Origin of the sequence: Hymenobacter daecheongensis DSM 21074, from assembly GCF_900141805.1 — a bacterium.
In the GTDB taxonomy this organism is placed as follows: Bacteria; Bacteroidota; Bacteroidia; order Cytophagales; family Hymenobacteraceae; genus Hymenobacter; species Hymenobacter daecheongensis.
In genome coordinates this window covers 106450-126079 of sequence record NZ_FQYN01000004.1, presented here as the reverse complement: position 1 = coordinate 126079, position 19630 = coordinate 106450, and the positions used below count along the sequence as shown (strand labels likewise).

The following is a 19630-nucleotide window of genomic DNA, read 5'->3' as shown; positions in this document are numbered from 1 at the left end:
CGCTCAACCTGCTCGTAGCGCGCAAATCCGTTGCGCGACGAGCGAAGCGAGTATCCGGGGCCGCGCGGTTCCGCCCACTCGCTTCGCTCGTCGCGCAACGGATTTTCGCGCTATGGGCCATCTCCGTCGTGCTGCCGCTTACAACTCCGGTTCAGCTTTCGGCGTACATCAACGGCCTTCGCCACCCGACACCGTAGTCCCGCCCGCAGGCGCTATCAGTACATGCTCAAATGGTTTCTGTGCGGCGTGGCGGCTCTGCTGCTCTTCCCGCTGTCTTCTTCCGGCTACTCGGTGCTCACGCATCAAGCCAATATTGACTCGACCTGGAAAAAGTGCCTGCTGCCGCTGCTGCAAAGCCGCTACCCCGGCGCTACGCCCGAGCAGCTCCGCGAGGCCAAAAGCTACGCCTACGGCGGCGCTATCATCCAGGATATGGGCTTCTACCCGTTCGGCTCCACGCTCTTCACCAACCTGACTCACTACGTACGCAGCGGCGACTTCGTGCGCAATCTGCTGGAAGAAGCCCAGGACCGTAACGAGTTTGCTTTCGCCCTGGGGGCGCTGGGCCACTACGCCGCCGATATCAGTGGGCACCCTGAAGGCACCAACAAGGCTATGGCCTCGGTGTATCCGGAGCTGGCGGCTAAGTTCGGTAAGGTCATTACCTACGATGAGGCCCCCAAGCAGCACACCCAACTGGAGTTTGCCTTCGATGTGGTGCAGGTGGCGGCCGGCCGCTACCGCACCGAGGACTACCACAGCTACATTGGCTTTCAGGTGAGCAAGCCGGTGCTGGAGCGGGCCTTCGAGAAAACCTACGGCCTGAAGCTGGGCCAGGTAATCGTGAATGTGGACCTGAGCATCAGCAGCTACCGCTTCGCCGTGAGCCAGCTGATTCCGACGGCCACCCGCGCCGCATGGCAGAGCCAGCGCAAGGAAATCCGGGCGCTGAGCCCCCAGGTGCGGCGGCGCGAGTTTGTGTATGCCCAAAGCCCACGCAAGTACCGCAAGGAGTTCGGCAGCAGCTACGACCGGCCCGGCTTCGGGGCCCGCATCCTGTCGCTGGCCGTGCGGGTGCTGCCCAAAATCGGGCTGCTCAAGCCCTTCGCCTTCAAGCTGCCCACCCCCGAAGCGCAGGCCTTGTTCAAGGCCAGCTTCAAGCAGGTGCTCACGAGCTACTGCACCCTGCTCGAACAGGTGAAGCCCGGCACAACCCCGCGCCTGGCCAACACGGACTTCGACACGGGCCACCAAACGAAAGCCGGTGAATACCCGCTGGCCGATAGAACCTACGGTGAGTGGCTGCGCAAGCTCTCCAAAGCAAAGTTTGAGGGCATCAGCGCCCCTTTAAAGCAGAATATACTCGCCTTTTACAGCGATGCTCCGAAGCAGCCGCTGGATGAGGAGGAGAAGGAAGCCAGCACGATAAAGGAAACCCAGCAGGCCCTGGCCGAGCTAAAGGCGCTGCCGGTGCGGTAGGCAGACCTCACCCCCGGCCCCTCTCCTTGGGGAGAGGGGAGCCTAATGGCGCAGATGCCGTGAAGCCGTCGGATTTCGTTTCTATTCCTGACCCCTGACAATGAATGTATCAGAACAAAAAAGCCCTTTGCTGCAAAGCAAAGGGCTTTTTTTGTCGCTGCCGTCAGGCTCCCCTCTCCCCAAGGAGAGGGGCCGGGGGTGAGGCCCGCTACCGCACCAGCCCGCCGCTCAGCCGGCGCAGCGCGGTTTCGGCCTGCTTGGCCTGAAAGCGGATGTCGAGCAGGCGGGTTTCGGCATCGAGCTGGGTGCGTTGGGCCTCGCGCAGCACCAGGGGCGTGAGCAGGCCCAGGCGGTAGCGCTCCAGGGCAATGGCCACATTCTGGCGGGCCAGCAAGATGTTGGCCTCTTCCAGCTCCAGCAGCCGCAGCCGGTTCTGGTAGCGGGCGTAGGCCTGCTCGGCGTCGGCTGCGAGCTGCAGTTGGGTCTGGCTGAGCTGAAGCTGGCTCTGCTCTTCGCCCACGCGGGCGTTTTGCTCCAGGCGGCGGCGGTTGAAGCCGTCGAAAATGGGCACGGAGGCCACCACGCCGTAGTTCAGGCCGTAGGTGCGGCCGGTGTTGGTCACGAGCTGAGTGCCGAAGAAGGCCGCGCCGTTCACGTTGCGGTTCAGGCCGTAGCCCGAGGTGAGGCCCACCTGCGGCAGGCGCGAGGCCCGCACCAGCCGGCGGTCGAGAGTAGCTACTTCGGTGGCGGCTTTGGCCTGCTGCAGGCGCGGGTTGTTCTGCAGGATGGCCTGGGTGATGGTGGCCTGGTCCAGGTCGCGGGCCACCACGATGGAGTCGGCGGGGCGGAAGTCGAGGCGGGGGCTGCGGCCGAGCAGGGTGTTGAGGTTGATTTTGGCCGTGGTCAGGGCTTCCTGCTGCTGAATCAGGGCCGACTGGTCGGCGTTGTAGTCTACGCGGGCGGTCAGCACTTCCACCTTGGCGCTCACGCCCACGTCCACGCGGGCCTGGGTCAGGTCGATGCGGGCCTGCCCGATCTTGAGGGCTTCCTCGATAGACTGAATCCGGCCCGCCTCGCGCACTACGGCAAAGTAGGCGTCGGTGATGCTGGCCACGGTTTCTTCCAGCGTAGCGCGGGTCAGCAGGCGCTGGCTCTCGCTGAGCGCCTGGAGCCGGTCGTAGGCAATGAACATTCCCAGGCCGTCGAAGATGGTCCAGGTGGCGGCCACGTTGGCATTCAGAAAGTTGGATTGGGCCCCGCTGGCCGTGCTGGGCTCGGGCCGCGCCGACGACTCCTGACGCACGTTGTTCAGGGTGAAGGAGCGGGTCAGGTTGCCGTTCACGGTGGGCAGCTGGCCGGCGTTGCCGCGGGTCACGTTGTTGCCGGCAATCTGCTCATCGGTGCGGGCCAGGCGGATATTGTAGTTGTTTTCCAGCCCGATGCGGATAGCTTCGGCCAGCGTGAGCGGCGCGGCCGGGGTTACCGTGGCCGGCCGCGCTGGCTGGGGCTTGGCCTGGGGCTGCTGGGCCAACGCTGGTAGGGGTAGGGCCAGCAGCGCGGCACTCGAAAAACGAAGGAGATAAGCTGAAAACTGCATTCGGGAATTAAATCGGAACGTCATGCTGAGCTTGCCGACGCATCTCTACTGCCAAAGTAAAATCAATTACTACTGCAGTAGAGATGCTTCGGCAAGCTCAGCATGACGTTCCATTTATAGTTGTTTTTACGCCGTTACGGCCTCTTGTGGCTCAGCTTCATCCTGCTTTTTACCGTGCTTTTTTGCCGTAGCGAAATACGAGTACATCACCGGCACTACGTAGAGCGTGAGCCCCGTGGCGAAGAACAGCCCGCCCACCACGCCGATGCCCATGGCGCGGCGGCTCAAGGCACCCACGCCGGTAGCAATGGCAATGGGCAGAATGCCCAGGATGGCGCACAGGCTCGTCATCAGGATGGGGCGGAAGCGGGCGGTGGCCCCCTCCACCAGGCCGGTCATGTAGTCCACGCCCTGCTCCACGCGCTGGTTGGCGAATTCCACGATGAGGATGCCGTTCTTGGTCACCAGCCCCACCAGCATGATGATACCGATCTGCGAAAACAGGTTCAGCGTCTGGTTGAAATACCACAAACTCAGCAGTGCCCCGCTCAGGGCCAGCGGCACCGTTACCATAATAATGATGGGGTCGCGGAAGCTCTCGAACTGCGCGGCCAGCACCAGATAAATCAGCACCAGGGCCAGGCCGAAGGCGAAAACCAGCGAGGAGGAGCTTTCCTGGAAGTCGCGGGAGGCCCCGGCCAACTCGGTGGAAAAGGTGTCGTCCAGGCTCTTATCGGCAATGCTTTGCATGGCTGCGATGCCGTCGCCAAGGGTTTTGCCGGGAGCCAGGGAGGCCGAGAACGTGGCCGAGTTGTAGCGGTTGAAGCGGTAGAGCTGGGGCGGGGTGCTGCTTTCCGTGAGCCGGATTACGTTGTCGAGCTGCACGAGCTGGCCCAGGTTATTCTTCACCGACAGCAGGCGCACGTCCAGGGGCTGGTTGCGGTCTTCGCGGGCCACCTGCCCGATAATCTGGTACTGCTTACCATCCCGAATAAAGTAGCCGAAGCGTTGCCCGCTCAGGCCCGACTGCAGCGTCTGGCTGATGCTCTGCACGCTCACGCCCAGGCTCTGGGCCTTCTCCCGGTCGATGTTGACGCGCAGCTCGGGCTTGTTGAATTTCAGGTTCACGTCCACGAACTGGAAGGTAGGATCCTGGCGTGCGGCATCCAGAAATTTGGGTACGGCCTCGCGCAGCTTCTCAAAGTCCTGGGTCTGCACCACGAACTGCACGGGCAGGCCACCCCCGCCCGAGCCGATGCTCTGATCCTGCGAAATGGAGGTGCGGGCCGCCGTGAGGCGCTTCACGCCCGCGCTCAGCGCATCCGAAACCTGCTGCTGGGAGCGGGGGCGCTGGTCGGCTTCCACCAGCAGCACGCGGGCAATGCCGGAGTTGGAGCCGCCGCCAAAGCCCGGCGAGGTGACCGTGAACACGCTGCTCAGGTTATCGGGGCCGGTCGAGTCGACAGCCAGCTTGGTAATCTGGGCCATGTAGGCGTCCATGAACTCAAACGACGCGCCCTCGGGGCCAGTGGCATTCACGTTCACGCGGCTGCGGTCTTCCACCGGGGCCAGCTCCGAGGGCAGGGTTTTCATGAAAAACCAGATGCCCACGCCCGTGCCCGCCACCACCAGCCAGGCCAGCCAGCGGTTGCGCAGAAAGGTCTGCAAACTGTCCTGATAGCCCCCGATCAGGCGCTCAAAAAACGGCTCCGTCTTGCGGTAAAACCAGTTGTGCTTCTCCTGCCGCTTCAGCAGAACCGAGCACATCATCGGCGTCAACGTCAGCGACACAAACGCCGAAATCAGCACCGAGCCGGCCACCACAATGCCGAACTCGCGGAACAGCCGGCCCGTGATGCCGGTGAGAAACACCACCGGCAGAAACACCGCCGCCAGCACCACCGTGGTGCTGATAACGGCCATCAGAATTTCCTCCGAGCCCTTAATGGCGGCCGTTTTGGGGTCTTCGCCTTCCTCGATGCGCGAATAGATGTTCTCCAGCACCACAATGGCATCGTCCACCACCAGCCCGATAGCCAGCACGATGGCCAGCAGCGTCAGCACGTTGATGGAGAAGTCGAGCAGGTACATCACGAAGAAAATACCAACCAGGGACACTGGAATGGCCACCACCGGAATGAGCGTGGAGCGCCAGTCGCGCAAAAACAGGAAGATGATGACCACCACCAGCACGAAGGCCTCGATGATGGTGTGCTCCACCTCCGTGATGGAGCTGCGGATGAACACCGAGTTGTCGAGGGCGGGGCGCAGCTCCAGGTCTTTGGGCAAGTCCTTGCCGTAGAGCTTGATGCGCTTGTTGAACTCGTCGGCAATGTCGATCTGGTTGGAGCCGGGCTGCGGAATCACGGCTAGGGCCACGCCCGGCACGCCGTTCACCCGGAAGATGGTCTGGTCGTTTTCCGGGTACAGCTCGGCGTAGCCGATGTCGGAGAGGCGCACCAGGGAGGCAGCATCCTTGCGGATAATCAGGTTGTTGAAGTCGGCCACCGAAGTGAGGCGGCCCATGGTGCGCAGGGTGAGCTGGGTGTTCTGTCCCTGCACCGAGCCGCTGGGCAGCTCCACGTTTTCGCGGGTGAGGGCGGCCTGCACGTCCACGGGACTCACGCCCAGGGCCGCGAGCTTCACGGGGTCCATCCACAGGCGCATGGAGTACTTCCGCTCGCCGAACACCCGGATTTCCGACACGCCCGGAATGGTCTGCAGGCGCTCCTTGAGCACGTTGTTGGCGTAGTCGGTCAGCTCCAGCAGGGTACGCTTGTTCGAGCCGAGGTAGGTGATGACAATAGGCTGGGAGTCGGCGTTGGCCTTGCTCACGATGGGCGGGTCGATGTCGCGCGGCAGGCGGCCCTGGGCTCCGGATACCTTGTCGCGCACGTCGTTGGCGGCGGTTTCCAGGTCGGCGTCGAGGTCAAACTCTACCGTAATCTGGGTGCGGCCGTCGCGGGAGTTGGAGGTCAGGTTCTTGATGCCGGCAATGCCGTTCAGGGCTTCCTCCAGCGGCTCTGTCACCTGCCCCTGCATGACGTCGGCCGAGGCCCCCGTGTAGCTGGCCGACACGGTAATGATAGGCGGGTCCACGCTCGGGTATTCGCGGATGCTGAGGTAGCGAAACCCAATCACGCCGAAAATGACGATAACCAAGCTCATCACAATGGCGAGGACCGGGCGGTTTATGCTGGTGCTGGATAAGCTCATATGGTTGGTTGTCAGAACGAAGCTCCCCTCCTCAGAGGAGGAGGGGACGCCGTGCCGAAGGCGCGGCTGGGGTGGTTGACTCGTTGCTGATGTTGTTTATCGTGGATGATAGCGGGTTGACTAGAAAGAAAGCAGCTGGCGCGGGCAGGACTTTTTGCGGTTATTAATGTCTTGTTCAACCAAACAACATCAGCAACGAGTCAACCACCCCAGCGTCGGCTGCGCCGCCGCGTCCCCTCCTCCTCTGAGGAGGGGAGCTTCGTTCTGGCTTACTTGGTGGCCTTAACAGCGTCGCCCGGCTTCACCTGCAGAATACCGGTCCGAATGACGGAATCCCCCACGGCCAGGCCGTCGATAATCTGAATCACCTTATCGGAGCGCACCCCAATCTTCACTTTCTTCGGCACCATTTTGCCGCCTTTCACGGTGTACACGCTGTAGCCGCTGGCCTCCGGAATCACGGCCTCGGTGGGCACCTGCAGGGCATCCGCCGATTCGCCGAGCTGCAGGTTTACTTTTACGAACGCGCCGGGGCGCAGCTCATTGTTGGTATTGGCGAAGCGGGCCCGCACCGGCTGGGTGCGGCTCACCGGGTCGATGCGCGGGTCGAGGGCGTACACTTTGGCTTCGTACTTCTTGCTGGTGCCCTCGTCGGTGATGACTACTACGTCGCCCACGCGCACTTTGGCGGCGAAGCGGCCGGGCACGGCAAAGTCAATTTTCACCGGCCGCACGCGGGAGAGGGTGGTTATCTCGGTGCCGGGGCTCACGTAGGTGCCCACCGTGGCGGTGGTCAGGCCCAGCACGCCATCAAACGGGGCCCGCACGTAGGCCTTGTCCAGCGAGGCCTGCAGCGCCCGCAGATCCGACTGCGCCGTGAGCAGCTGGTTGTTGGCCTGCTCGTATTCCTGGGCGCTGATGTATTCCTTGGCCAGCAGAGTGCGCTGGCGCTTTTCCTGGTCGCGGAACAGCTTTATATTATACTGCTGCTTGCTGATGGCGGCCTGGGCCTCGTCGGCATTAATGCTCAGCAGCAGCTGCCCCCTGCGCACCGGCTGGCCTTCCCGAATGCTGAGGCTGGTGATTTTGCCCGACAGCTCGCTCTTGATTACTACCGACTCCTCAGCCAGCACCGAGCCAGTAGCGGCTACTTCATCGGCGAGGCTGGTGGGCTTCACCACGTATACCTGCACGGCCAGCTTGGGCCCGCCACCCTTGCCGCCGGGGCCACCAGGGCCCCCTTTGCCGCCGCCCGCCCCGCCCTTGCCGCCCCCTTTGGCGTCCGCATTGGGAGAAGGAAAATACTTCATCTTCACAAACACCAGCCCGGCCAAAACGGCCAGCGTGAGGACTATCCATAGGATGCGGCGGCTGGTGCTGGTCGGAGTTTCTGTCACTTCTATTGCTTCTCGCTCTTGTTCCTGGGTGTGCATACGTTGAGGATATTTCGACCTAAAGCCGCCGCTCGGTAGGGGTAGGGTAACGAGTAACAACGCCGATCAGGCGCTTTGAGTTTACGTCGGCCCGATGGGTGCGGGTCGGCATGGGGGTAAGACACCAAAAAAGCCCATGGGTTGCAACTTCGCCGGCCGCGCAAAAAGCCCGGCCGGCCAGTTGGCCAACCGGGCTTCGGTATGATGGCGGTGCCTGGGCACGGCCGAGCAATCTACAGGGCTTTCTGGTTGATGTAGCCTTTCGCCAGGTTGTTGAGCTTGGTATCGGCGGCCTGCTCCTCGCTCAGCGACTCGTGCAGCAGCTTGGCGGCCTCGGCCTGGCCCACGCGCTGGGCGTAGTGCGCCGCCGTGCCGTAGCCCGAAATTTCGTAGTGCTCCACGCGCTGGGCCGAGGCAATGAGGCCTGCGTCCTTCACTTCGTCGGTAGCATCCTCATGAATCATGTCGGTGCCTTCCTTCAACAGGCCCTTCATAGCCTGGCACTCGTGGCCGGTGAGGCTGATGTCGAGCAGCTTGCCGATTTTCTCCAGCCGGGCTACCTGGTTTTTGGTTTCCTCCAGATGGCTTTGGAAGGCTTTTTTCAGGCCCGCGTCCTTGGCTTTGTCGGCCATATCGGGCAGTACTTTCAGTAGCTGGTTTTCAGCGCTGTACAGGTCCTTTAGCTGTTCGTGAAACAGGTCGTCGAGGGTGGTGAGTTTATCCGAGAAAATGCCCATGATGCGGATGAGGTTAAGGATGGAAATGACAGAACCTCGATACGTGCCCGCCGGTGCGGGCGTTGCGGCCGGGCTTGGCCCGCGCCGGCCAGATGCCTACCTTTCCCGCGCCTTTTCCCGCCTCTTTTGCCCATGAGCCTGCCCCGCAACCCCACCGAAGCCCACCGCAATTTTTTCGCGGAAGTCCATGAAGTAGTGCGCCTGGTGCCGGCCGGCCGCGTGACCACCTACGGGGCCATTGCCCACTACCTCGGCGCGCGGCACGGCGCCCGCATGGTGGGCTGGGCCATGATGGCGGCCCACACCGCCGACGCCTACGTGCCCGCTCACCGCGTCATCAACCGCCTGGGCCTGCTCACCGGCCGCCACCACTTCGCCACGCCCACCGCCATGCAGCAGGCCCTCGAAGCCGAAGGCGTACAGGTAGTGGACGACGAAGTGCAGGACTTCAAAAAGCGGTTCTGGGACCCGGCCACGGAGCTGGAGTAGCAGCAACTATTTGCACTACTCTGCGGGCATGAAAAACGGTCATGCTGAGCTTGCCGAAGCATCTCTACCGCTTCGTTGTAATGCTAATCAAGCGGCATGGTAGAGATGCTTCGACAAGCTCAGCATGACCGTTCTTGTTCCAACAACGTCAGTACGCGAGATGCCTCGGCTTCGCTCGGCATGACGTTCCAACGAAGCACATGCCCTTTACGGCTTGCGGCGCATCTTTTTCACGTAAAACTCGCCTTCCTTGCCTGGCACTACCGACAGCACTGGCTTAGCGGCCTCGGTCTTGGCTTCCAGGTCCACGTAGGTATTCAGGCCGAAGACCGGAATGAAGCTGAGGCACGCCGCCTCACCGCCCGGCAGGCACAGGGAAATTTCGCGGGTCTTGCTGGTCCACGGAATCGACACGAAGTCGTTGGGCGGCAGCGCGGCCAGCTCCCGGCCGTCCAGCTGCACGCTCACGGGCGCTTTCAGGCCGCCCGGTCGCCGGTATACTACCACGGTAGCCGTATCGTGCTGGGCCAGGTGGTCGAGGTAAGCAAAATCTGACACTCGTCCCGTGGCCATATCTAGGGTGTACTGCTGCCGCTCGCCGCTGGTCGAAACCGAAGCAATGACTGCCCCTGCTGCCCCGCCCAGCACGGCCGCTGTGCTCACCGCGCCGGGGTCAGCTACGGCGCGGGCATCGAAGGTAAAATCCTGGCCGGCGAGCTGGAGCGGGTAGAAGTGGCGCTGCCGCAGAATGTAGGCCTGCTCGCCGTCGGAAAAGCCCCACACGTCGCGTAGCGGCTCCCGTGCCGTGCCCACGGGCGTGTAGGCTTCCACCTCGTAGGTGCCCTGCCAGCCGGCGGCGGTGCGGGGCTTTTTTTCCACTACCAGCGCGGGCGCGGCCACGGGTTTGTTGTTGCGAAAGTCGAGGAAAGTGCGGTAGATGCCCTTCGGCGGCGGGGTGGCCGCCAAAATGGCGTACGTGTAGGGAGCCGGTTTGCGGCCCCCGCGGTTGCGCATCTGCTCCTCGGTAAGCACAGTAGCGGTTTTCAGCCGCTGGCTCCAGTCCAGCGCATTGAGCTGGGCGCAGGCCCGCTGCACGCAGGCCACAATGTGGTCGTCGTGACGGGCTGTGGTTTCCAGGCCCTTGCTTTCCTCGTGCTCAATGAAGCGCTGCACCACGTAGTAGCTGCCGTCGGCCTGCTGTTGCACAAAATCAACATCTACATCAGCCGTGGCTTTCTCCGAGGTGGCTTTGGTCTGCTCATCAATGCGCAGCTCGTGCACCCGCATGATAACCGGGCGGCTGCTTGGCCGGGGCGGCAGCTGCACCTGCAGCCAGCCGCCCAGCCCTTCGCGCACGCCGCCCGCCAGGTTGGCCGGCACCCGGATGTTGCCCATACCCACCTGCACCCACCCAATACCCAAGTGCTGTGCCCGCAGATCCACCACTTCCGTGACGTGAAACGTGGGCTTGTCGAGCACCAGCTTCTGCTCGCGCAGGTCTACCTGATGAATGGCCATCTGGGCGTGGGCCGGCGGGGCCGCGAACAACAACAGCAGAAGTAAGGAGCGTAGCGTCATGAGGGAAGCGGATAACAAGCGGTAAAAACGCGGAAAAGGGCTCTGGCCAGAGCTGGCAGCAACCGGTAGCCGGGCCAGAGCCCGCCCGGCAGCCAATCTCAAAGATACGTGCCCTGCCCGCCCCGCACAAACCCGCCGGCCGGGCTTTCCGGCTATTTGCCAATGTCCTATCTTTGCTTAGCGCAAACGCTGCAATCCTCATTGTACCGCATGAAACACACCTTACTCACCTTTTTGCTTACCTGTCTGGTCGTGCTGAGCGCGACGGCCCAGGGCACATTCTCCATCAAAGGCCGGGTGCTCGATAAGCTCAGCGGCGAAACCCTGCCCGGCGCCACGGTGCAAGTGACTGGCAACGGCGTGAACACCGGAGCCGGCGCCGACGGCAACGGCACCTACGTGGTGCCCAACCTGCAGCCCGGCACCTACTCGGTGAAGGCCTCCTTCATTGGCTATAAGCTCACCGAGCAGCGCGTCACCATCGGCACCCAGAATGCCACCGCTACCTTCTCGCTGGCCGCCGACAATGCCACCCTGAACGAAGTGCAGGTGGTAGGCTCGCTGGGCATTGCCGTGGAGCGCGAAACACCCGTGGCCTACTCGGCCGTGAACGAGGTGAAGCTGCGCGAAACTCTCTCCAACCGCGACCTGCCCCTGATTCTGAACGAAACCCCCGGCGTGTATGCCACCCAGCAGGGCGGCGGCAGCGGCGACTCCCGCATCAGCATCCGCGGCTTCGACCAGCGCAATGTGGCCGTGATGGTGAACGGCGTGCCCGTGAACGACATGGAAAACGGCAACGTGTTCTGGTCCAACTGGGACCTGGGCGACGTGACCAAATCCATGCAGGTGCAGCGCGGCCTGTCGGCCTCGCGTATTGCGGTGCCCTCGGTAGGCGGCACCATCAACGTGCTGACCCGCGGCATCGACGACAAGAAAAGCGTGCTGGGCCGCATCGAAGGCGGTTCCAATGGCTTCCGCAAAGCTTCGCTCATGCTCAGCAGCGGCACGCTGAAGGGCGACTGGGCTTTCGTGGGCTACGGCTCGCGCCGTGTATCCGATGGCTGGGTAGATCAGGCGTTTGACGATGCCTGGACGTATTTTGGCAACGTGAGCAAGAAAATGGGTGCGCACCGCTTCTCCCTCACCGCTATGGGCTCGCCGCAGAGCCACGGTCAGCGCAGCTTCGCCAGCAAGATTGGGGTGTATAGCAATAAAAAAGCGCGGGAAATGGGGGCTGACCCCGTATCCAACGGTGACCGGGGCTTCCAGTACAACCCGAACTGGGGCTACCTGCGCCGCTACCGCCTCGAAGGCACGGAGCGCGTGTATGAAACCGCAGAAAGCGAAGTGGTGAATGACCGGCTGAACTACTACCATAAGCCGCAGATCAACTTGAACCACTACTGGAATGCTTCCGACCGGCTGTTCTTTTCCACGGTGGTATATGCTTCTTTCGGCTCAGGGGGCGGGGCGTCGCCTTTCAGCACCATTAACCCGGACCCCAACACTGGCCAGTCCAACATCCAGGCGGTGTTCGACCTGAACAGCAACGCCGTTGCCGCTTCGCCCAACCCGACCCGCCAGTCGACCAACTTCCTGCGCAACAACGTGAACAACCACCGCTGGTATGGTTTTATCACCGGGGCCGACTACAAGCTGACCGACAAGCTGACGCTGGCCGCCGGCATTGATGGCCGCACGTACTACGGCGAGCATTACTCCGAAATCCGGGACCTGCTGGGCGGCGAGTATGCCTTGAACACGAGTGCCACCACCCGCAACTTCAACCGGGATGTGAATACCCGCCTGAAAGTAGGCGACAAGCTTAGCTTCAACTACGACGGCAAAACCAACTGGGTGGGCGGCTACGGCCAGCTTGAGTACAAAACTCCGGTCATATCGGCTGTGCTCAGCGGCACCGTATCGCAGATTGCCTACAAGCGCATCGACCACTTCAAGGCCCGCGAGGTAGACGTGGACGGCCAGATCCGGCCCATTGCCTTTGGCCAGGTATACAAAGCCGCCGATGGCCGCGAATACACCAACGCCGATGGCAAACGGGTGGAAACCGACTGGGCCCGCCTGACGGGCTACAGCCTCAAAGGCGGCCTCAACTACAACCTGACGGAGCACAACAACCTGTTCGCCAATGTGGGCTACATCAGCAAGGTGCCGTTCTTTAACTTCGTTTTCGATCAGAATACGGGTCGCAAGCTGAAGGACATCCGCAACGAGGGCATTGCCTCGCTGGAGCTGGGCTACGGCGTTTCGTACTCTTCGCTGAAAGCCAACCTGAACGGCTACATCACCAACTGGACCAACAAAAGCAGCTCCAGCACGGGTATCGTTGATGGAACTCCCGTGTACAACAACGTGCGCAATGTGAATGCCCGCCACATGGGCATCGAGCTGGATGTGGCCCAGGAAATCAGCCGCCGTGTGCAGCTGAATGCGGCCATCTCCATTGGCGACTGGCGCTGGAGCTCTACCGGCAGCCTCACGCAGGTGAATGAAAACAACGACGTGCTGATTGACGATAAACCCATTTACATCAAAGGCGTGCACGTGGGCGACGCGGCCCAGAATCAGTTCCAGATGGGCCTGCGTTACGAGCCCTTCACGGGCTTCTATGTGCGCCCATCGTTCCTGCTGTTCTCCAAGTACTACGCGGGCTTCGACCCAACCACGCTGCTCTCGGAAGAAAACCGCACCGACTCCTACCGCATTCCTACCAGCCGCAACCTCGACCTGCACTTCGGCTACGATGCCCGGCCCATCCGCGACCGGTATCGGATTTCCTTCAAAGCCTCGGTGCTGAATGTGTTTGACCAGTACTTCATCACCGATGTACCGGCCCGTAGTGTAGTTGACCCCACCAAAGTCAACTCGCTGGAGGCTTTCTTCAACCGCGGCCGCACGTTCACCATGGGCATGTCGCTGGCGCTGTAAGCCGCCCGGCCTCTGCAAAATCCCCCACGCAAAAGCGCCGGCCTCCCGAGGGAAGCCGGCGCTTTTGCGTGGGGACGAGCGTCACCTCAATTACTAACATATTACCCTGCCGGGGCCACTATGCCATAGTTTACAACTTACTATGGTTTTAAGGTTGATGAAAAGATCGTCTGGCTCCCCTCTCCCCAAGGAGAGGGGCCGGGGGTGAGGTCAGGCAGCAGCGACTGGTACAACCGGAGAATGGCCCTGGTTATTTAAAGCGAAGCTACTTTGGCGCTTGGCGCGGCGGCCATGATGGCTCCGCGGACTTCTTCGGGGTTGGCGTTTTTGAGCAGGTAGCCGTGGGCTCCTTCCGTGTGCAGGCTGTCAATCAGCTCGGGCTCATCGTGCATGGAGATGATGACCACGCGCACGCTGGGGTACTGCGCCCGCAGCAGGCGTACGGTTTGCAGGCCGTCGAGCACGGGCATCTGCAGGTCCATTAGTATCACGTCGGGCACGGTGCCCTGGTCGAGGTGTTCGAGCAGTTCCTGCCCGTCGCCAGCCTCGAAAAGCACTTCCATGCCCGCGAAGCCGCTGATAAGCGCCCGTAGGCCCTTGCGGAACAAAATGTGGTCATCAACCACGGCCAGACGGATAGTTGGGTTACTCATAAGGCGGAAACTGAGGTAGGAGCCTGATCGGCAGGAATATACGGAATTGGGAAAGAAATCCAGATGCGGCTGCCGGCCCCTGGGGCCGACTCGTGGCGGAGCGTGCCGCGCAGCACGGCCACGCGGCTGCGCAGGTTGGTGAGGCCCAGCCCGGTGCGGCCGCCCGGCGCGGGCTGCACGTCGCTGGTTTCGGGGTCGAAGCCCACGCCGTTGTCGAGGTAGTGCAGCGAAAGGTAGTCGGGGCCAAAATCGACGCTGACGTTGATGGTTTCGGCGTGGGCGTGGCGCAGGCCGTTGCCCAGCAGCTCCTGCACTACGCGGTACACAATCAGCTCCCGCTTGGGGTCGAGGCGGCGGGGGTGGCCGTGCTGCTCAATGAGCACCTGCGTGGGGCCATCGGCGGGCACGGTGCGGGCCAGCGCATCCAGCGCGAAGGGCAGCCCGAATTTCTGCAGGGCCGCCGGTAGCAGATTGCGCGAGATGCGCCGCACCTCACTGATGGCCTGATCGAGCAGGGCGGTGGCTTCCTGGGTGAGGGCGGGCTGGTTGAGCGTGCTCAGGTGCAGCTTCACAATGGCCAGGGTGGTGCCCACGCCATCGTGCAGGTCGGCGGCAATGCGGCGGCGCTCTTCTTCCTGGGCCAGCAGCGCGGCTTCCAGGGCCTGCTGCTGGGAAGCATCGCGCACCTGCCGCAGCTGTTCCTGCTGGCGCAGCAGCCGGCGCTGGTAGCGCAGCACGAAGGCCACAATGCCCAGAGCCAGCAAGAGCAGAACCGGCGTGGCCAGCATCACGGGAAGGAGCCAGCCGCTCATATCCGCGGCGAAACCTGGGGCGTGCGGCCGGTATACCAGAAAGCCAGCGCGAAAAGGAAATACTTAATCAGATTGACCACGGCATTAAGCGTATTAATCACTTGCTGGCTGGCCTGATCGGCGGGGGTAGCAAGCTTATTCATAAACACGTACAACAAGACGGTACCCGAAAAATACAACACTACCGCGGCACTTACCAAAAAAAGTGGGTCGCGCTCCAGGCGCGTCACGTGCAAATCGTTGAGCAGCTGCTCGAAATACAAAAGCGCCAGGCCAATCAGCAAGGCGCTCTGGGCTACGTGGGTGTACGAATTCACCTGGTGCAGCCCCTCCAGGTACAGCGAATCGAGCAGGGCGAAGGCCGTGAAGGCCACGGCGACGGCCACAATGCCGCGGCGGATGGCCCGCGAGCTGAGCGTGAGGTAGTAGAGGCGAAAGAACAGCAGCGTCTGTACTATGGTGAAAAAGTGCCACAGGCCATACATCCAGCCGGGCCGGTAGAGGCTGATCAGGCTGGAAGTCAGCAGTACCAGCTCCGTGAAAATCAGCGAGGCCGCCAGCACCCGCAGCGGGGCCGACAGCCAGCGCCAGCGCCAGAAAGCCAGCCCCAATGGCAGCAGCACTACCAGGCTGGCCAGGTGTTCCATGTAAGCACAGATCGTAATGAGCCACGAAGGGATGTGCATAGCGGAGTGGTGGCGAGGGCGCGGGACAGAGCAGAATTCGGATGCGAGTGAATGATACGAATTTAACGCGAAACGCGGGGCGGCCTTCGGTTGTCTTGCGCGCCGGCGCACTCCGAAAACCCGACCGGCAGCTGGTGGGCGCGACTCCCGCGCCGGCTCAGCCCAAGGCCCTACAGCGCTGCTCACGAAGCCGGCCTGGCAGGCCGGTTCGCATTCCAGAGAGCCAGCGTGAGGAAGCCGTTGAAAACCATAAGCAGCACGGCTTGAATAATATACATCGTCCAGATTTCATCTATCTGGTGGAGGCGCTGCATACTGTTTTCCAGCAGAAAGATCATCAGCGTGCCGGCGTAGTACAGCATCACGCCCACGCTGATGAGAAACATCGGGTCGTGCTCCAGCCGGATGGTGTGCAGCTCGCGCAGCAGGTGCTCAAAATACAGCAGTGCAAAGCTCAGCAGCACAAAGGTTTGAACGGTATGCGCGTAGGCGTTTTCGCCCCGCCAGAAGCCGTGCCAGTACACCGACTCGGCCACGAACACGAGCCCGAATACGCCCAGCGCCCCCAGCAGAAACAGGCGCGTACGCGGCGAATCCAGCGCGTACCAATAGGCCCAGCCCAGCACCAGGGTTTCGGCCAGCACGGTGAGGCGTAGGGGCGCAATGTTGTTGCGAAACACATAGCGGCCTATTTCGGAGGCCAGGCCCAGCACGCAGCCCGGCCCCAGGGCAAACCACACCAGCGGCCGGTGCGCTACCGCCAGCCGCCGCCACCGCCAGAGTCCCACGGCCAGCGGCACCAGAAACGTGAGCAGCGCCAGAATATTCAGCTTCTTCGCCAAATTCGCCCACCACACGATGTCGGCTGCTGGCATAAAATAGGAGGGAGGGAAAACAAAATAAGCCGGCCTGGCCCCACATGCTGAGGCGGCCGACATGAAAAGTGACGAACGAAACGAAAACTACAAAATAGTCGGCTCAGTAGGTTGCCGAGCGTATCACGGGATTTTCCTTCTTGCTGGCCCGATATAAGGCCAGCGCCAGCAGCGCGTTGAAACCAATAAGCAAAACCGACTGGATCATGTACATCGTCCAGATCTGATTGGTCTGTTGGTGCTTGTGCATAGAATCCTCCATGACAAAAACCATGAGTGTGCCGGAATAGTAAAGCGTAACTCCGACGCTAACCAGAAACATGGGGTCACGTTCCAGCCGGATGTTGCGCAATTCTTGTAGCACTTGCTCGAAGTACATCAGAGCAGCTCCTAAAAGTAAGATGCTCTGCGCTATGCGAGTGTATGTTTTGGTCCAGTATAAACCACTCCAATTTAAAAACTCGACCAAAGCTATAAGGACAAAAAGTAGAACAGCTGCGATAATTATCCGTTGGCTGCGTCGATTATGAAAAGCTTTAAAGTAAGTATAAACGAGAAAAAGCGTTTCTGTCCATATAATAAGATAATTATATACAAGGTTGTTGTGCCATACCTGCCGTCCTACTTCTGATAATGTATTGAGTAACAAAGTAGTGGAAAGCGCAAAAAGGAGGAGCGTACGGTAAGGGGAGGAAAGAAAATGCCAACGCCAGATGCACGCTAGTACTGGAACACTATAGGAAACAACTGAAATAGTATTCAATTGCTTCGCTATACTGACCAGACTCGCGCTATCTAGTGTTGGCATATCCAAGAGAGTGGCTATTATTCGTTCAATGGGCTGTTTGCTGCACAGCACGTAGGGCAATCTGGCCCATTGGCCAGCAGCTTCCCTTCATACAGGTCACTCTCATCGGCCACGGCACCCACGAGGATGAAGCCTTTGTTGCCGTCGGCATCAACGGAGTTGTAAATGCGCACCCCCAGGCAGTCGGGGTCTTCGTTGAATATCGCCTGGATGTTGTCTTTGCCGAAAAACTGGGCTTTGAAGGCCATAGCGCCGGGCTCGGCGCGGTAGCGGGCCGTGTCTGCCTTGGCGGTTTCGAGGTCGATGAATTCTCCGTCGGTAGCGTGTAGTGGCATGTAATGGGTGTGAGAGAGTTGGAAAAGAAAGAAGAAAGAATTGGACAAATCTACCTCATTATTGAGGCATTCAAATATAGCGCAATCAGTTCCGGATGCAAGCATCCTGGTTGAGCATATGCTTAAAAGGAGTGTCCGGGGGCAAAATCGGAAGTGGCCCCGCGGCCGCCCCAATCGGGCTACTAAGTCACGTTTTCCTCAAATTCATCTGTCTCCTCATCGTCCTCCAGGCTTTCAAATACCTGGTCAATAGTGGCTTCCGCGTTGCGCAGCTTCTGGCGGCACAGCCGGATCAGCTCGGCGGAGCGCTGCACGCGGGCCGTCAGGTCGTCCACGTCCACGGTGTCGGTTTCGAGGGCGCGCAGAATGGTTTCCAGCTCTTCAATGGCCTGGCGGTAGGTGGTGTCGTTGGTGGTCATGCGGGGAAAAGGGGAGAAGCGGGAGCGGAAAGCGGGGAAACCGGCACACTGGCCGTAATCTGAGCCGTGAGGGTGGTAGCGGGCAGCACCAGGCGCACCGTGTCGCCGGGGCGCGGCACGGCGGTATGGGAAGGCGTGAGCAGCTGCACGTAGCCGTGGCGGGCCAGCGTGGCGGACTCGGGCAGGGCGCGGGCATCCAGCGTGAGCAGGTGCAGCTGGGCGCGGTGCAGGCGGCGCTCAGTGGCCAGCTGCAGCTGGTAGCGCTGGCGCAGCAGCTGCTCGCGCCGCCGCCGGTGCAGCCGCCGAAACCGCTGGCTGAGCCCTTGCCCCAGCGTGCGTAGCCGCGTCTGATGGCCTAGCAGCTGGCGGCGGGCGGCGCGAGGCAGCGCGTGGGCCAGGCGGGCCAGCTGCCGCTGCTGCTCGCGCACGCGCTGCCGGGGCACCACGGCCGCGGCCCGCAGCTGCTGCCGTAGCGCGGACTGGTGAGCGGCCAGCTGAGTCTCGGCGGCCTGCCGGGTGAAGCGGCCCAGGCGGCTGAGCTGCCCGGCACGGTCCGCCAGCTGTTGCGCGGCCACTTCCCGGATGCGTTCGGCGTAGCCGCCGAATACGGCGTCGAGGCGGCCCAGGCGCTCGGCCAGGAAAGCGGCCACGGCCGTGGGCGTTTTCAGGGCCGTGTGAGCGGCCAGGTCGAGCACGGCCTCGTCGCGCTCGTGCCCGATACCGGTGATGACGGGCAGCGGAAACGCGCCCACGGCCGCGGCCAGGCCGTAGTCGTCGAAGGCGAGCAGGTCGGTTTTGGAGCCGCCGCCGCGGATGATGATAACGGCATCGAAGGCGCGGCGGCGGGGCCGGATCTGGTCGAGGGCGGCGCGGATGCTGGCCGGCGACTCGGTGCCCTGCATGGCGGCCGGAAACAGGCTCACGGCAAAATCATAGGCCGACTCGCTGAGCTGCTGCACGAAATCCTGGAACCCGGCCGCCGTGGGCGACGAAACGACCGCCAGCCGCTGCGGACCCAGCGCCAGGGCCAGCTTTTTCTGCCGCTCCAGCAAGCCCTGCGCTTCCAGTCGGCGCACCGTTTCGAGGCGCTGCCGGGCCAGCTCGCCCACGGTGTAGGTGGGGTCGATGGTGAGTACATCCAGGCTCAGGCCGTACTGCTCGTGAAACTTGACCTGCACGCGCAGCATCAGCTTGAGGCCCACGCGCAGCTCTTGGCCAGTTTGCTCGGCGAAGGCCGGAGCCAGCTGCTGGTAGCGCTGGCTCCAGATGGTGGCCCGCGCCTGGGCCTTGAGCTGCGCCCCGCGCCCGGTGGTGTGCTGATCGGTAAGCACGAGGTAGCAGTGGGCACCGTCGAAGCGGGGCAGGGTGAGGTCGGCAATTTCGGCCAATACCCAGTAGGAGTCGGCGAAGCGGGTTTCCAGGGTCTGGCGCACGCGCACCAGCAGCTCGGCCAGCGGCAGCGCTACCGGGGGCAGCGACGAAGGCAGGCCCGGCTCGGGGCGACGATTGAACAGCGGCGGCATGGGCGGCAAGGTACGGAATTCGGGGGGGCAGCGCCAGC

General features: G+C 62.0%; 16 protein-coding genes. 3 read left to right on the top strand and 13 right to left on the bottom strand.

What is annotated here, in order from left to right; all coding sequences use genetic code 11:
* Nucleotides 1-222 precede the first annotated feature (222 nt).
* Nucleotides 223-1479 (top strand): zinc dependent phospholipase C family protein, encoded by a 1257-nt coding sequence (locus BUB62_RS08725; RefSeq protein WP_073108847.1) that lies wholly within the window; start codon nucleotides 223-225, stop codon nucleotides 1477-1479.
* 208 nt (nucleotides 1480-1687) lie between these two features.
* On the opposite strand, the gene BUB62_RS08720 is transcribed toward BUB62_RS08725, so the two are convergent.
* The 4 genes from BUB62_RS08720 to BUB62_RS08705 all read right to left on the bottom strand — a co-directional run bounded on the left by BUB62_RS08720 (nucleotide 1688) and on the right by BUB62_RS08705 (nucleotide 8462).
* Nucleotides 1688-3076: a TolC family protein gene (locus BUB62_RS08720; RefSeq protein ID WP_159437428.1), complete on the bottom strand. Its 1389-nt coding sequence runs from the start codon at nucleotides 3074-3076 to the stop codon at nucleotides 1688-1690.
* A 126-nt stretch (nucleotides 3077-3202) separates the two neighbouring features.
* Nucleotides 3203-6292 (bottom strand): efflux RND transporter permease subunit, encoded by a 3090-nt coding sequence (locus BUB62_RS08715; protein ID WP_073108841.1) that lies wholly within the window; start codon nucleotides 6290-6292, stop codon nucleotides 3203-3205.
* Nucleotides 6293-6561: 269 nt separating this feature from the next.
* Nucleotides 6562-7725, bottom strand: a complete 1164-nt coding sequence (locus tag BUB62_RS08710) for an efflux RND transporter periplasmic adaptor subunit (RefSeq protein WP_084538942.1) — start codon at nucleotides 7723-7725, stop codon at nucleotides 6562-6564.
* Between the two features lie 233 nt (nucleotides 7726-7958).
* Entirely contained in the window at nucleotides 7959-8462 is a 504-nt protein-coding gene (locus tag BUB62_RS08705) for a YciE/YciF ferroxidase family protein (RefSeq protein ID WP_073108834.1), read from the bottom strand.
* Between the two features lie 132 nt (nucleotides 8463-8594).
* On the opposite strand from BUB62_RS08705, the gene BUB62_RS08700 reads away from it, so the two are divergent.
* Nucleotides 8595-8951, top strand: coding sequence for an MGMT family protein (locus BUB62_RS08700; protein WP_073108831.1), 357 nt, complete (start codon nucleotides 8595-8597; stop codon nucleotides 8949-8951).
* Between the two features lie 207 nt (nucleotides 8952-9158).
* Here the strand turns inward: BUB62_RS08700 and BUB62_RS19290 are convergent, their stop codons facing one another.
* Nucleotides 9159-10529 (bottom strand): hypothetical protein, encoded by a 1371-nt coding sequence (locus BUB62_RS19290; protein WP_073108828.1) that lies wholly within the window; start codon nucleotides 10527-10529, stop codon nucleotides 9159-9161.
* A 210-nt stretch (nucleotides 10530-10739) separates the two neighbouring features.
* Between BUB62_RS19290 and BUB62_RS08690 the strand changes: the two genes are divergently transcribed.
* Nucleotides 10740-13481 (top strand): TonB-dependent receptor, encoded by a 2742-nt coding sequence (locus BUB62_RS08690; RefSeq protein ID WP_159437427.1) that lies wholly within the window; start codon nucleotides 10740-10742, stop codon nucleotides 13479-13481.
* Between the two features lie 254 nt (nucleotides 13482-13735).
* Here the strand turns inward: BUB62_RS08690 and BUB62_RS08685 are convergent, their stop codons facing one another.
* The 8 genes from BUB62_RS08685 to xseA all read right to left on the bottom strand — a co-directional run bounded on the left by BUB62_RS08685 (nucleotide 13736) and on the right by xseA (nucleotide 19592).
* The gene (locus tag BUB62_RS08685; protein WP_073108823.1) at nucleotides 13736-14134 is read right to left on the bottom strand and encodes a response regulator; all 399 of its coding nucleotides are present in this window, start codon (nucleotides 14132-14134) and stop codon (nucleotides 13736-13738) included.
* Entirely contained in the window at nucleotides 14131-14946 is an 816-nt protein-coding gene (locus BUB62_RS08680; RefSeq protein WP_073108820.1) for a sensor histidine kinase, read from the bottom strand. The genes BUB62_RS08685 and BUB62_RS08680 overlap by 4 nt, the downstream gene beginning before the upstream one ends.
* Nucleotides 14943-15632 (bottom strand): hypothetical protein, encoded by a 690-nt coding sequence (locus BUB62_RS08675; RefSeq protein ID WP_143164091.1) that lies wholly within the window; start codon nucleotides 15630-15632, stop codon nucleotides 14943-14945. The genes BUB62_RS08680 and BUB62_RS08675 overlap by 4 nt, the downstream gene beginning before the upstream one ends.
* A gap of 182 nt (nucleotides 15633-15814) precedes the next feature.
* The gene (locus BUB62_RS08670) at nucleotides 15815-16507 is read right to left on the bottom strand and encodes a hypothetical protein (protein ID WP_073108814.1); all 693 of its coding nucleotides are present in this window, start codon (nucleotides 16505-16507) and stop codon (nucleotides 15815-15817) included.
* 103 nt (nucleotides 16508-16610) lie between these two features.
* Nucleotides 16611-17315 carry a hypothetical protein gene (locus tag BUB62_RS18970; RefSeq protein ID WP_143164090.1) on the bottom strand — a complete coding sequence of 235 codons (705 nt, stop codon included), beginning with the start codon at nucleotides 17313-17315 and terminating at the stop codon, nucleotides 16611-16613.
* Nucleotides 17316-17332: 17 nt separating this feature from the next.
* The gene (locus tag BUB62_RS08660; protein WP_073108809.1) at nucleotides 17333-17650 is read right to left on the bottom strand and encodes a hypothetical protein; all 318 of its coding nucleotides are present in this window, start codon (nucleotides 17648-17650) and stop codon (nucleotides 17333-17335) included.
* A gap of 182 nt (nucleotides 17651-17832) precedes the next feature.
* Nucleotides 17833-18069 carry an exodeoxyribonuclease VII small subunit gene (gene xseB, locus BUB62_RS08655; protein ID WP_073108806.1) on the bottom strand — a complete coding sequence of 79 codons (237 nt, stop codon included), beginning with the start codon at nucleotides 18067-18069 and terminating at the stop codon, nucleotides 17833-17835.
* On the bottom strand, nucleotides 18066-19592 hold the full coding sequence (gene xseA, locus BUB62_RS08650) for an exodeoxyribonuclease VII large subunit (RefSeq protein ID WP_159437426.1): 1527 nt from the start codon (nucleotides 19590-19592) through the stop codon (nucleotides 18066-18068). The genes xseB and xseA overlap by 4 nt, the downstream gene beginning before the upstream one ends.
* Nucleotides 19593-19630: the final 38 nt, after the last annotated feature.